This is a genomic window from Paenibacillus sp. SAF-068 (assembly GCF_051967555.1).
In the GTDB taxonomy this organism is placed as follows: domain Bacteria; phylum Bacillota; class Bacilli; order Paenibacillales; family Paenibacillaceae; genus Paenibacillus.
This window is the reverse complement of sequence record NZ_JBQCJX010000001.1, coordinates 2,314,992-2,326,902: the sequence shown is the minus strand read 5'-3', so window position 1 is coordinate 2,326,902 and position 11,911 is coordinate 2,314,992. Positions and strand designations below refer to the sequence as shown.

Sequence of the window (11,911 nt, the reverse complement as noted above, 5' to 3'; positions counted from 1 at the left end):
ACTTATTCGTCACCAGATCTAAATATACGTTAAATCCTTCCAAAATTTCAACATAAATTAATAAGCGAACGTATTATTTCGACCTGTTATAACGTCACAATAAAACAAAAAAGCCGCTAATTAGCGACTTCCAAGTTGAACTCATTATAGTGTAACGATGATTGGACCATTTTTAGTAAGAATAATCGTATGTTCAATCTGAGCTACATAGCTATTTTTAGTAGCAAAGGTCCAGCCATCTCCAGTCTGGAATACTTCTTCTTCTGAAGTTGAGACAAATGGTTCGAATGCAATAACCATGCCTTCTTTTAACAATTCATCATCCGATGGATCATTATAATTGTAGATGTGGTCAGGTGCTTCGTGTATCGCACGTCCAACACCGTGTCCCGTAAGGTTTTTAATAACTGTTAATCCATGCTGTCTGGCCGTTTGGAATACCGCTTTTCCGATTCCACTTTTTTTGGAACCCGGTTTTGCTTTTTTAAGTCCTGCTTCGAATGCCAGTTTAACAACGTCGCATACCTTCGTTAATACTTCTTCGCCTTCGCCTACCACAATTGATATTCCCGTATCCGCAAAATAACTGTTTTTGGAGCCGGACACATCAATATTCACGATATCGCCTTCTTGAATAACTCGTTCTCCCGGGATACCATGCGCCACTTCTTCATTAACACTAATACAAGTATACCCCGGGAAATTATATTCACTTTTTGGAGCAGAAACTGCGCCAGCTTTCTCAAACAATGCCCCAGCCAGATCATCAAGTTCTTTAGTTGTTATACCTGGAACTGTTTTTTGTACCAATTCATCTCTAATAGCACCAACAATTTTTCCGATTTCTTTCAAACCATTAAAGTCTTCTTCTGTTCTTGCGATCATTTTTTCTACCTCACTATCTTTATCATCAATTGATTAATCATATCCAAAGCAGCACGGCTTCGCAACTTTTTTTATCAATATAGTGGTTACAGATGCTCACTTAATCCTTGATGTTATTGAAGTTCAATTCTCCATCCCTTCATATATTCTGCCCCATAAGTGAGTGTATAGTTTTGAAGTAGTCCTTGTATTGTGCTTATCTGTTCCGAAATAGCTTGACTACTTGTTCTAACGACAAATACAGGAGAAATATCGTTTTCCCTGAACTTGTTGAGAATGCCTGTCAAAACTTGAATATCGCCACGGCCAGCAACATGGAAAGTTTCATCAAATCTAAAGATGACTTTTGGGCTTGCATTATTTGCATGAAGGATCATCTGGAGATACGTATGTGAATTACCTTCTATCAATTCAGATATCTGGATCAGAGAGGGAGAAGTCGAATTTTGTTCAGCAGGTCCAAATAGATCGATGTGAATCCATTTATTTTGTTCATTCTCGATCTTCTCAGACAATCTAAATACTTCATGATGCCTTGCCATAACCAATGCTGGATCGATTGATTCTCTGGTATGTCCTTTCATCTCCCGTTTCTTGATGTGTTGTTCACGAAATGCCTTCGGACCTTCTGGGTAAATTTTATTAAATCGTTGATAAAAATATCTGGGCGAAGAATAACCACTCTCCACTGATATTTCTGCTAAACTGCTATCTGTCGTTAATAATTGTTTAATCGCATGCTCAATGCGCAAGTAATGTAGCAGGTTTTGCAGCGTATCGCCGATCAATAGCTTGAACTGTGATGACAAATAATCCAAATTTAAATATTCCTCGGTATGTTTGGAAATTTCATTCAAAGATGCTTTGTTTATAAACCCCTTATGATTGAATAAATAATCGTATATTCTTCCTATTCTTTGCAGCTTGGTTGAGTTCCCTTCAAACATTCTTTTTGCATCAAAATTCGCAATGAGCAGATCCAGCATATGTTCGACTGTGTTCTTTATACTTAGCAATGGTTTCTCACCTGTAGCTACAATTGAAGTTATTAACGTGCATATCGCCTTAATAACCCCTTCTACTCGTTCTATCCCTAGATATGCCCCAGGGCTAAATTCATGCGCGAACCACACATACGATAAATCCGGACAATACCCTTTTGCAAATTCAGCATCTATATTTATTAGGAGTATGACATTGTTCTCATCGGTCTGCCATAGACGGTGAACTTGATTGATGTTGAAAATTTCTATCGCACCAGCACCTAACGTTCTTTGCTCATCTGCAATGGCAACATGTATACTACCTTCCAGCACAATCACCACCTCAATGGAATTATGCCATCGGAACGGTTCATCTCTGACATATAATAACTGCACGTTCATGGGAGCACTGTCGGTAAAATTACCCGTACTATTCATCTGGTTACCTCCTTTCCCTCCAATGAGGCGATTCCCAAGCAACATACGAAGAAACCTAAGAAATGTTCCCATAACCCAAAGGAATGTGAATTGTTCACGCTTCTGCAATTTAGGAAAATAAATGATAGAACATCAACAAACTCTTAAATGAAGGATTGGGGAGATATCTATGAACGAAATTCAAATCAAACAGCAGCTTAATGCAAAACAACAAGAACAAGTTGCTTATTTATTTTACGAAGCTTTTCCATTGAAAGTAAAATATCTTTGGTTTTATGCGAAAACGAAAAAACAAGCAGTACAATTATTATGTCAATCTATTCAATTTGAACAAGGCATATATGCATTAAGAAATGAAGAAGTGGTCGGATTTCTCGGATATAATATCGGAAAAAAAGCGTTCATGCCAGCTAAGATTGGAGTTTTTCGGAACGTATACTCCCCTTTAGTGGCCACTTGGCGATATATATTCTATGCATTTTATTTAAAATTTCATCTGTATAACGAAAACGTCTTGCATATTGACCCCATCGCCGTATCTGAAGAAGCACGTGGTCATGGAATAGGTAAATTGCTATTAAGCAAGTTGGAACAAGTCGCCCTTGGTAAGCATATGACGACAATCAATCTTGAGGTCGTGGATACGAATCCTTCAGCTCAAAAATTATATGAGCGTTTCGGTTATAGAGTCCACAAAGAACTGAAATCCGGCCCATTTACTGTTAAGGCAGGCTTCAAAAAGGTGATATTTATGCAAAAATCTATAGAAATCACCAATTCATGATCGTCGATTTAATTCAGCTAAAAGAACGAGTAATCGGTGGAGTCCAACAAAACAGAAAAAAACGAAGGCAACTGCCTTCGTTTTTTCTATTATGCTTATTTGGAGAGTGACTGTGAACAAAGCCTCGAGTGTCCATACTTCATCTTCAATAACGGAGCCAAACACTCATCTCACCAGCCTCGCGATTCCCCCACAGATAATAGGGAATGGCCTTGAAACGCAGAGTCTTTTTCTGTTTAACATAAGGGCGGTACGGCTTACCATCTAACCATAAATCGCTGTCGTCATTCACACGACCGTCCCCCTCTACAACGACACAACCACCTAGCAAATCTGGATCAGTATACGCGGTTAACTGTGGCTCCACTTCCAGAGCGATCGAAGTGAGCGGTACTCCATTATCTGCTTCTTCGATGCAATAAACGAGCGGACCGCGTTGAATGGCTACTTTGCCAGCATCTGCCCGAATGGACGGGTGCGCAGCAATGAACTTTGGCTCAACCGGAAGCAGCCACTCTACTGTATCTCCATCGGACCAGCCGCGCGTTATTTTTGCGTACCCATTCTTAACAAGAAAATCTTGCCTTTCTCCATTCACATTCAACACTGGCTGTTCTTCCTGGAACCAATTCGGTATACGCAGCGCAAGTTCAAATTCGACGCCATCCTGAGGTAGCTGAATCGAGAATTCAACATGACCGTTCCAAGGCAGATTAGAGCGTTGATGCAATATTATTGTACTGTCGTCAAGTTGAAAGGAAACTTTGCTTCCAATATACAGATGAGTATAGATCGTTCTCTCTTCTTCTGATATATCGTATATATAATCATCCAGCGAACTTAGTAACCGTGCAACATTCGGAGGACAACAGGAGCATCCGAACCATTTTTGTCGGACGGGCTTGACGTGATGTTTATCCGGATTTTTGAGACTTGCTTCAGGCCATACCTCAAGTGGGTTGACATAGAAGAAATGCTTTCCATCCTTAGACATACTACCCAGAACATTGTTGTACAGCGCTCTCTCCATAACATCCGCATACTCACTCTTCACTTCCAACTGAAGCATACGGCGTGCCCAGAAAATCAAACCAATTGAAGCACAGGTCTCTGCGTATACGGAATCATTCGGAAGATCGTAGTCAAACGTAAAAGCTTCCCCGAGATGTGTCGAACCAATGCCGCCGGTAATGTACATTTGTTTGCCTGTTGTGTTCGACCAGAGTCGTTCACAGGCCTCCTTCAGCCCGTTGTCACCTGTTATTCTTGCAAGATCAGCCATCGCTGTGTACATGTAAACTGCCCGAACGGAGTGTCCAACCGCTACTTTTTGCTCACGAACAGGAAGATGAGATTGATAGACTTCAAGATTAGGCATTCCCTGGGACCAGATGTTTGTCCGGCTACCACGTTCCCATTCCTCGATAAAATAATTCGGCTGCTTGCCACGTTCATCTATGAAGAACCGACTAAGATTCAGATATCGCTCTTCACCCGTAATGGTGTGCAGCTTGACCAATGCCAGCTCAATTTCCTGATGTCCGCAGTAAGCCTTTATCTGTCCAGGCTTGGGTCCGAACATACGATCAATCAGATCAGCGAATCGGCAAGAGATGTCCAGTAATTTACGCTTGCCTGTCGTCTGATAATAAGCAACTGCGGCTTCAATGAGATGACCTGCACAATACAGCTCATGCGCTTCGTAAAGATTGGTCCATTGTTTCCCAGGTTCCTGGATCGTGAAATAGGTATTCAGATAACCATTGTCATGTTGAGCTTGAGCGATCAATTCAATAGAATCATCGGCGAGCTGCTCCAACCTCGAATCGGGGTGATGACGGAGCGAATAAGCAACGGCCTCCAACCACTTGTAAAGATCACTATCCTGAAATACCCATCCGCCAAACTCTCCTTGCTCCAAGCCAGCAGCAATACGGAAATTTCGAATGGCATGACTGGGTTCAGCATCCTCCACCCTGTCGTTCAGGGCTTCCCATTGATAAGGAATAACGGTTTCTCGTACAAGATCGGAATATGTATTCCAAAATTGGTCTTGAATTTCGATTTGCTTTTTTCCCATTATACACACCTCAAATTTATAAAATTTGACTCTTTATATAGTCGAGTATATGCTTTTATCAGATGTGAAAATAGTAATGAAATAAGATTATTTCTATACAAAATGACACTAAAAAATGAGGTTAATTCATTGGACGAAGAATTAATTGTTGCGTTACAAACCCCACCTCTTCCATATTACTGGGAATCTGGTCGTTCAACGTTCCGTGCAGGTGACCGTCATCCGAATCGAAGAAATTTCGGCCTGTTTGATGTGCTGCTTGTAGTTGATGGAGAACTACATATCGGTGAGAACGGGATGGAATGGACACTCGGTACAGGTGATGCACTAGTATTGCTGCCGGAAGGTTCGCATTACTCGTTTAAGTCCTGCAAACAGGAAACAACGTTTTACTGGGTTCATTTTGAGCATTTGGACTGGGATCAAAGTCGCTTAAGAGAAGAATTGGAAGCAACCATTCCGTTATCGCCATTCGATAAGCCAAAGTCCATACGATTACCTAAGAAAACCACAATACTAACCCCCCAGATCGCATTTGATCTGATGCAACAGCTTTTGGAGTTGCCGGTAGGGGAGTCCTTCTGGGAGAAGCAGCAACTGCTGTTCAGCTTTCTGGCCATACTCGAAAATGGCATCTCCGATATGGCCAAGACACCTGCTTCACGGCTTGCTGAGAACGTAGCTGTGTTTCTACAGAAGAACTACCAAGAGGAGATCACCAATGAAACTCTCTCGTTAGCACTGCACTTCCATCCCAGCTACATCGTTCGCTGTATGAAAATGAAATACGGTGTGACACCTGTTCAGTATTTACATCAATTCCGGATTGAGCGGGCAAAACAACTTCTGATTTCGACGGAATGGTCGATAGATCGGATTGGGACTGAGATAGGCTTTCAATATTCTCCTTACTTTTCTACCTGCTTCAAGCGAAGTGTTGGCATATCTCCCCTCCAATTTCGCAAGAAATATCTTAACTAGTTGTTCATGGAGATACCTTTTTCCAATCAGCAACCCTTCGACTACTCTCTTCGTCTGCCTTATCGATCTTCATCGATGAAGAGAGTAGTCATAAAAAAAAGAAACCAAATGAGAGAAAAGGATTCTCACATTGGTTTCTTTTTTTATGAATGATTAAGTTATTCTTTCGTATCCAGAAGCCCGATAATAAGTGTGATTGCCTCCGCCCGGGTAGCTGTCTGCGCCGGTGCAAACCGATTGCCGCCCACACCGCCTACCAGTCCAGCTTCTACAGCAGCAGCTACATACGAAACTGCCCATGCTGGAACATCCTTGGCATCTTTGAAGTTTAGTTTCGCATTAGAATCCGCAGGGATTCCGCCTGCACGTACGATCATGGTGACCATCTCTGATCGGCTTAGTGTCTTACCTGGCCCAAAAGAACCATTGGCGTAACCGTTGACGATGCCCAGAGATGCAGCTGCTGCAATATACGGTTTAGACCAAGAGGGGATCTTGTTTTCATCCGTATACTAGATATTGTCACTTACGTTATTCAGTTTCATTGCACGACCCAGCATGGTGATGAATTCGGCACGTGTAACCTTCTGATTAGGACGGAATGTATCTTTGCCATAACCATTTACGAATCCAGCTGCAAGCGCCCGATCAATGGCAGATTTGGCCCAATGCCCAGCCGTATCATTCATGGTTGGTGTATTTTCATTACTACTGTTATTATTTAATCCTGTCCCTGCCCCATTCCCTGGATTGCTTCCGTTGTCAGTACCAGTGTCTGGACGGTTATCGGTTGCTGTATTTCCACCGTTTCCTGAGGAGCTATTCCCGCTACTGGACCCGTTACCTGAGCCTGGATTCGATGTTCCCGGATTGGATGTACCAGGATTTGGATTCGTAGTCTCTGATTTCTTCACAATACCAAACTGATCGATGATGAATGGACTCGCCCCATTCAAATTCTGATCAATTTCATACGTTATCGCCGTCAATTTGCTCCCATCTATCGTAATACCGACAAAGTTTTGGACCTGACTACGTTTTGGACGGCGGTTGTCACTTGGGTCCGGGCCATATTGTGCCGCATGATTTTCTTCCGCGCGTTCAAAAAGATTATAGTAAGCATCTCCCAGACTCGTACTTGGATTTTTGTAATATACTTTTGGACCTGCTGTTGCCGGAATCAGATAGATTGTGCCATCGGGATTCACAGAGTACTCCATCTTCTGTCCATTTTGCATTTCCGTGATTATTTCTGGTTGACGTGCACTCCCCTTCTGATCAATCGGTTTAGTACGTGCATAGATATGGTCATGCCCTTGAAGAACAAAATCAATCTCAAGTTCAGCCATGATTGGAGCAATCTTGGTTCTCACTCCATTTACTCCCATAATGTCAGCATCTGTTGCATGATTAGATGTTGTGTATGGGCCTTTGTGAATGTTGACGATGACCCATTCTGCTCCTTTTTTCTTGGCAGTCTGAACATCTTCCTTCAGCCACTGGACTTGCTCTAGAGAAAAGTTGTTATACTCCTCTGAGTCCTCATTGGAATTCAGTACAATAAAATGCGCATTGCTATAGTCGTAAGAATAATAAGCTCCTGTTTCAGTTGCGGAATTCACCGGAGGCTGTACATTAAAATGGTCAATGAAAGCATAGTTTTCGTCCTCATGATTTCCGGAGGAAGGAACAATGGTTGTATTCAACAGACTTTCCTGTGAGTGTCCTAGCAGCCAGTTCCATTGTTCTTCTTTGACACCTTTGTCCACAATATCACCGTTATGCACAACGAATTGTGCATCGGGTACCGTTATTAGTGCTTTGGCCAATGTCTCGGAAGACAGAATAGCCTCATCTTCTTCTTTCGCTTGGGTATCCGCCAGATCAATGAAGGTGAATTTTCCTTTTGCCGGTGCTGTACGGAACGTACCTGTGGCACTCCATACTTGCTTGGTAGCATCGCCTACACGGAAGAAATAGGTGGTATTTGCTTTCAGATCTGTCGCTTCTGCTTTGTGCATCCGCTCGGTTGGAGCATTGGCAGGCTGAGCAGAACGTCCTTCAAACGATTTGGCTTGTGTGAAATCTGGTGCTGCTGATGTTTTCTCCACGACTTGAAGGTCGCTTCGCACTAGGTTATCCGATGTATACCATGTAAACCCTTTGTTCTTGGTCGGATCTCCATGGAACGTTACCGTGATCTTTTTGATCTCTTCTGGAACGGGAACCGTATTCGTTTCTTTGAGAATTCCAAATTGATCTACAATGAACGGCTGCCCGCTATTGGTATGTTGGTCAATCTCATATGTTACAGCTGTAAGTTTGTCGCCATCAATTGTAAATGAAACAAAATTCTGAACCTGCCCTCTGGCTGCGCTCGTAGTATCACCATACTGCCTTGCATGATTTTCTTCAGCACGTTCGAACAAACTGAAATACGCTTCACCTAATTCTGGTTTCTGGTTCTTAAAATATACTTTCGCCCCTGCGGTAGCTGGAATCATATAAATCGTTCCATCAGGCTTCACTGCGTATTCGATACTCAGTCCGTTCACCGTCTCCGTAATTTTGGACACGTCTTCAGCTGTACCATCGCTCTTAATGGGTTTTGTCCGTGCATAGATATGGTCATGTCCTTGAAGAACCAAATCGATACCCAGTTCATTCATCAACGGAGCAATTTTATTTCGTACACCGTTTGCGCCGATAATATCGCTATCTGTGGCATGGTTGGATGTTGTATACGGTCCTTTATGGATGTTGACGATGATCCACTCTGCTCCGGCAGCTTTGGCGTTTTCCACATCCTGCTTCATCCATGCCACTTGCTCATTGGAGAAGTTTGCGTATTCCGTGGAATTTTCGTTGGAGTTCAATACGATAAAATGAGCTTTGCTGTAATCATAAGAATAGTAAGCCCCTGTCACTATTGCAGCATTCTCAGGTTGCTTCAGGTTAAAGTGATCGTAGAACGCATAATTCTTGTTCTCATGATTGCCCGCAGATGGTGCAATGGTTGTGTTCATCAGACTGGATTGGGAATGACCAAGCAACCAGTTCCATTCCTGCTCGGACGTTCCGTTTTCTACAACATCACCATTATGAACAACAAACGCAGCATCTGGAATCTGGTTTAATGCTTTGGAGAGCGTAGAGCCAGATAGAATAGCCTCATCCTCTTCCTTCGCTTGAGTATCCGTCAGGTCAATAAATGTAAAGGCTCCGCTAATGGGAGCAGTTTTGAATGTACCAACCTCACTCCATATGCCCAGATTTTGATCGCCAACCCGAAAATAATAAGAGGTGTCCGGAATAAGATCTGTCGCTTCTGCCTTATGCACCATCTCTCCCGGAGAGTTGAAAGCCACGGTTGTGCGCCCGTTGAAGCTTTGGGCCTGACTGAAGTCTACAGCTGTTCCTTGGTTCGGTACTACTTGAACGCTGCTCTGTGTGGATGCAAGAGGTGTATACCAAGTGAAGCCTCTACTTGTTGTTGCATCACCATAGAAAGTAACCGTTACTTTACTGATATCCAGTGATGGCGCTTCCGCCAATGCTTTCAGCTCCATGTCAAAATACAAATCTGAGCTGCTGTCGCTTTGTTGATGAACTTCGACCGCAATTTCGTTGTCGCCATCGTGCAGGTAAGCTTTTAGCGGCTCAGTGAGATCTATATCCTCATACATTACAGGCAAGTCCTGGCTTGATGTTGCTTTGGTTGAATACTGAATCTCGCCCTCAGGCATGCCAAAGCGACGTATTTCAACGCCGTTTACATAGATAACTGCCCCGTCATCAATTCCGAATGTGCCGAGAATTTGTCCATAGCCATCAATTTCATTTTTATTAACGGTTAGGTTCGTTCTTAAATAGGTCGTGCGGTATTTTAGCTTTTTGTCATCACCATAACCAACTTCCGTTTTGAGAGACCCGAAATAGGAAGTGCTTATACCATTACCATTGTCCTTATAGCCAAACGGGGCGGATCCTAGCTCCCATGACGAATCATCGTATGAAGTACGCCATTGCGTTTCCAGATTCTGCCCCTGATCGAAGTATTTCCAATCGGTGTTGCGTTCTAACAGAATGTCGGGCTCAGATAACGATTCGGCTTGAGCTGAATTTACTCCCCCAATACCCGCGAACCATCCGAATATTAAAGAAAGCGATAACAGGATGGGTAACATCTTTTTGCAGAAGTGACTGATCATAATTCTCTCCCTTGTCTGTTTAATAGAATGGCTTATGTAATTTCAAACAGAACCAGCATAACAAGAGGAGATCAAAGGTCTGTTACCTGAATGTAAAACTTATGTAAAAAATTACATTTATTACATTGAATATAGGAGTTGTTACAAACGGAGAAACATTACCATTCGTTCAGCTAGAGAAGCATTTCAAGAGTATTCATCTTAACTCATCGAATGAATGATTACATAAAATAACTGCCTTGGGTAACACTACAAACAAATTCTCCAGTTTGGAGTGAAACCTGTGACGAAATCCGCATCTACAATCAGTACCTCTGAAGTTATTATTGTCGTTATTAACTCCATCCTTGGTGCAGGAATACTAACGCTCCCTCGTACGATTAGCAAGGCGGTGGAAACACCGGATGTATGGATTTCCGTCATTCTGGCTGGTTTGGTCGTAACCATAATCAGCCTGCTTCTTGTCACTTTATGTCGTAGATTTCCCGGTAAAACGGTGTTCGAGTTCATTCCTGAAATCACAGGAAAATGGATTGCTTATCTATTGGGACTTTTAATTATCGTATATTTTGTTGTTCTATGCTCATTCGAAGTCAGAGTCATGGCGGAAATTACGAGTATGTACATCCTTGAGCGTACCCCCAGTTGGGTGACTATTATGGTCAGTTTGTGGATAGGTATTTACATGCTATCAGGTGGTCTCATGGTCATCATCCGTGTCTTTTCAATCGTTCTGCCGGTTACGCTGGTATTGCTCGCGCTGGTATTCCTTTTGAGTACTAAAATGTTTGATATCATTAATCTCAGACCCATTCTGGGTGAGGGGATTATGCCTGTATTGAAGGGACTCAAGCCTTCATGCCTCTCTTACTCCGGATATGAAGTTTTGCTCATCGTCACAGCTTATATGAAAGACGTGAAGGCGAGTAATAAAACTGCCATTTATAGCATACTTATTTGCACGATTATATACATGGTCACGATTGTCACCGTCGTGGGAAATTTGTCTTTAGCGGGTGTTGAGACGCGGATGTGGCCAACGTTTGATATGGTTCGAAGTTTTGAGATTGAGGGATTTTTATTTGAGCGCTATGAATCGCTTTTCATCGTATTTTGGCTCATGCAAATTTTTGCAACCTATGCCTTTAAGCACTATTTTGCTTCCATTGGTATTCGAGATTTGTTTCGTCTCAAAAAAATTACCGGAATACAATTTGCGATGTTACCCGTGCTATATTTGATTGCTTACCTGCCTAAAAACCTGGAGGAAACGTTAGCTTTGGGTGATTTTCTCGGCAATATGTCCATATTTTTATTTGGCGTATTACCACTGCTGCTGCTGATTCTTAGTTTTGTTCGTAAAAAAGGCGGGAAGCAAGCTGCTAGTGGAGCCCTTAGTTAAGTGGTTGAATATTGGAATGTTGCTCTAAAGCATCTTTTTGTTCTTCTGAATTCAGTAGAATAATGCATGGCATGGTTAGTACTAAAAAGCAAAAAAAGCCGCTAAAATTGCGACTTTTTTTGCTTTTCATCATTTACATGCATACAG

General features: G+C 42.4%; 8 protein-coding genes and 1 pseudogene. 3 read left to right on the top strand and 6 right to left on the bottom strand.

Going from position 1 to position 11,911, the window contains the following annotated elements; genetic code table 11:
• Positions 1-144: 144 nt before the first annotated feature.
• Both map and ACTHPG_RS10125 read right to left on the bottom strand, forming a co-directional pair.
• Positions 145-885, bottom strand: coding sequence for a type I methionyl aminopeptidase (gene map / locus ACTHPG_RS10130; protein WP_440389082.1), 741 nt, complete (start codon positions 883-885; stop codon positions 145-147).
• Positions 886-998: 113 nt separating this feature from the next.
• On the bottom strand, positions 999-2,306 hold the full coding sequence (locus tag ACTHPG_RS10125) for an AraC family transcriptional regulator (protein WP_440389080.1): 1,308 nt from the start codon (positions 2,304-2,306) through the stop codon (positions 999-1,001).
• A 169-nt stretch (positions 2,307-2,475) separates the two neighbouring features.
• Here ACTHPG_RS10125 and ACTHPG_RS10120 point away from each other — a divergent pair, with 169 nt between their 5' ends.
• The gene (locus ACTHPG_RS10120; protein ID WP_440389079.1) at positions 2,476-3,090 is read left to right on the top strand and encodes a GNAT family N-acetyltransferase; all 615 of its coding nucleotides are present in this window, start codon (positions 2,476-2,478) and stop codon (positions 3,088-3,090) included.
• Between the two features lie 145 nt (positions 3,091-3,235).
• On the opposite strand, the gene ACTHPG_RS10115 is transcribed toward ACTHPG_RS10120, so the two are convergent.
• Positions 3,236-5,170 (bottom strand): glycoside hydrolase family 127 protein, encoded by a 1,935-nt coding sequence (locus ACTHPG_RS10115; RefSeq protein ID WP_440389078.1) that lies wholly within the window; start codon positions 5,168-5,170, stop codon positions 3,236-3,238.
• A gap of 129 nt (positions 5,171-5,299) precedes the next feature.
• On the opposite strand from ACTHPG_RS10115, the gene ACTHPG_RS10110 reads away from it, so the two are divergent.
• A complete protein-coding gene (locus tag ACTHPG_RS10110) occupies positions 5,300-6,151 on the top strand; it encodes a helix-turn-helix domain-containing protein (protein WP_440389076.1) in 852 nt (283 codons plus the stop codon).
• 158 nt (positions 6,152-6,309) lie between these two features.
• Here ACTHPG_RS10110 and ACTHPG_RS10105 read toward each other — a convergent pair whose 3' ends face one another.
• The 3 genes and pseudogenes from ACTHPG_RS10105 to ACTHPG_RS10095 form a co-directional block, all read right to left on the bottom strand.
• On the bottom strand, positions 6,310-6,528 hold the full coding sequence (locus ACTHPG_RS10105; protein WP_440389075.1) for an S-layer homology domain-containing protein: 219 nt from the start codon (positions 6,526-6,528) through the stop codon (positions 6,310-6,312).
• Positions 6,529-6,546: 18 nt separating this feature from the next.
• A pseudogene (locus ACTHPG_RS10100) lies at positions 6,547-6,651 on the bottom strand (S-layer homology domain-containing protein); the annotation flags it as partial.
• 12 nt (positions 6,652-6,663) lie between these two features.
• Positions 6,664-10,362: a metallophosphoesterase gene (locus ACTHPG_RS10095; protein WP_440389074.1), complete on the bottom strand. Its 3,699-nt coding sequence runs from the start codon at positions 10,360-10,362 to the stop codon at positions 6,664-6,666.
• A 283-nt stretch (positions 10,363-10,645) separates the two neighbouring features.
• On the opposite strand from ACTHPG_RS10095, the gene ACTHPG_RS10090 reads away from it, so the two are divergent.
• Positions 10,646-11,764, top strand: a complete 1,119-nt coding sequence (locus ACTHPG_RS10090) for a GerAB/ArcD/ProY family transporter (RefSeq protein ID WP_440389072.1) — start codon at positions 10,646-10,648, stop codon at positions 11,762-11,764.
• Positions 11,765-11,911: the final 147 nt, after the last annotated feature.

Bases quoted from the DNA above. Each gene is read 5' to 3' on its own strand.
- map (WP_440389082.1), bottom strand. From the start codon at position 885: ATGATCGCAAGAACAGAAGAAGACTTTAATGGTTTGAAAGAAATCGGA.
- ACTHPG_RS10125 (WP_440389080.1), bottom strand. From the start codon at position 2,306: ATGAATAGTACGGGTAATTTTACCGACAGTGCTCCCATGAACGTGCAG.
- ACTHPG_RS10120 (WP_440389079.1), top strand. From the start codon at position 2,476: ATGAACGAAATTCAAATCAAACAGCAGCTTAATGCAAAACAACAAGAA.
- ACTHPG_RS10115 (WP_440389078.1), bottom strand. From the start codon at position 5,170: ATGGGAAAAAAGCAAATCGAAATTCAAGACCAATTTTGGAATACATAT.
- ACTHPG_RS10105 (WP_440389075.1), bottom strand. From the start codon at position 6,528: ATGATCGTACGTGCAGGCGGAATCCCTGCGGATTCTAATGCGAAACTA.
- ACTHPG_RS10095 (WP_440389074.1), bottom strand. From the start codon at position 10,362: ATGATCAGTCACTTCTGCAAAAAGATGTTACCCATCCTGTTATCGCTT.